Origin of the sequence: Megasphaera cerevisiae DSM 20462, assembly GCF_001045675.1 — a bacterium.
Classification (GTDB): domain Bacteria; phylum Bacillota; class Negativicutes; order Veillonellales; family Megasphaeraceae; genus Megasphaera; species Megasphaera cerevisiae.
Genome location: NZ_LEKT01000133.1, coordinates 1 through 977, shown reverse-complemented (window position 1 = coordinate 977; position 977 = coordinate 1). Strand labels below are relative to the sequence as shown.

The following is a 977-nucleotide window of genomic DNA, read 5'->3' as shown; positions in this document are numbered from 1 at the left end:
GTAGTGAGGGGATTTTTGTAGGTGTGGCTATTGTCGCCTATTTGTCTTTGCGATTACGCAGCCAATGCGTAAATAACGCAATAATACAACCACTGATGACTGTGGTCGTGATGTGAACAAGGATTTCCAACATGAATAACACCTCCTCCCTACGTCAAATTGACGCCTGAGAGATAGGCGACTCCATTATTATATCATCTGTATCTTTTAAAGGGTTCTGTTGCAAAGTAAAAAAATATAGCTAACCACTAATTTATCATGTCAGTGTTCGATTAACTTGCTAGCATGATGCTAATTTCGTGGCATGGCGAAAATCCGTAGATCTGAAGAGACCTGCGGTTCTTTTTATATAGAGCGTAAATACATTCAATACCTTTTAAAGTATTCTTTGCTGTATTGATACTTTGATACCTTGTCTTTCTTACTTTAATATGACGGTGATCTTGCTCAATGAGGTTATTCAGATATTTCGATGTACAATGACAGTCAGGTTTAAGTTTAAAAGCTTTAATTACTTTAGCCATTGCTACCTTCGTTGAAGGTGCCTGATCTGTAATTACCTTTTGAGGTTTACCAAATTGTTTAATGAGACGTTTGATAAACGCATATGCTGAATGATTATCTCGTTGCTTACGCAACCAAATATCTAATGTATGTCCCTCTGCATCAATGGCACGATATAAATAGCTCCATTTTCCTTTTATTTTGATGTACGTCTCATCAATACGCCATTTGTAATAAGCTTTTTTATGCTTTTTCTTCCAAATTTGATATAAAATTGGGGCATATTCTTGAACCCAACGGTAGATCGTTGAATGATGAACGTTTACACCACGTTCTCTTAATATTTCAGATATATCATGATAACTCAATGCATATCTTAGATAGTAGCCAACGGCTACAGTGATAACATCCTTGTTAAATTGTTTATATCTGAAATAGTTCATACAGAAGACTCCTTTTTGTTAAAATTATAC

Annotated in this window: 2 protein-coding genes; both read right to left on the bottom strand. The window is 35.3% G+C overall.

Going from position 1 to position 977, the window contains the following annotated elements; genetic code table 11:
* Positions 1-37: 37 nt before the first annotated feature.
* The gene (locus tag AB840_RS16965; protein ID WP_011276848.1) at positions 38-133 is read right to left on the bottom strand and encodes a type I toxin-antitoxin system Fst family toxin; all 96 of its coding nucleotides are present in this window, start codon (positions 131-133) and stop codon (positions 38-40) included.
* A gap of 139 nt (positions 134-272) precedes the next feature.
* Positions 273-947, bottom strand: a complete 675-nt coding sequence (locus AB840_RS15365) for an IS6-like element IS257 family transposase (protein WP_048515685.1) — start codon at positions 945-947, stop codon at positions 273-275.
* Positions 948-977 lie beyond the last annotated feature (30 nt).

Coding starts and splice junctions, on each gene's coding strand:
- AB840_RS16965 (WP_011276848.1), bottom strand. CDS start 133: ATGTTGGAAATCCTTGTTCACATCACGACCACAGTCATCAGTGGTTGT.
- AB840_RS15365 (WP_048515685.1), bottom strand. CDS start 947: ATGAACTATTTCAGATATAAACAATTTAACAAGGATGTTATCACTGTA.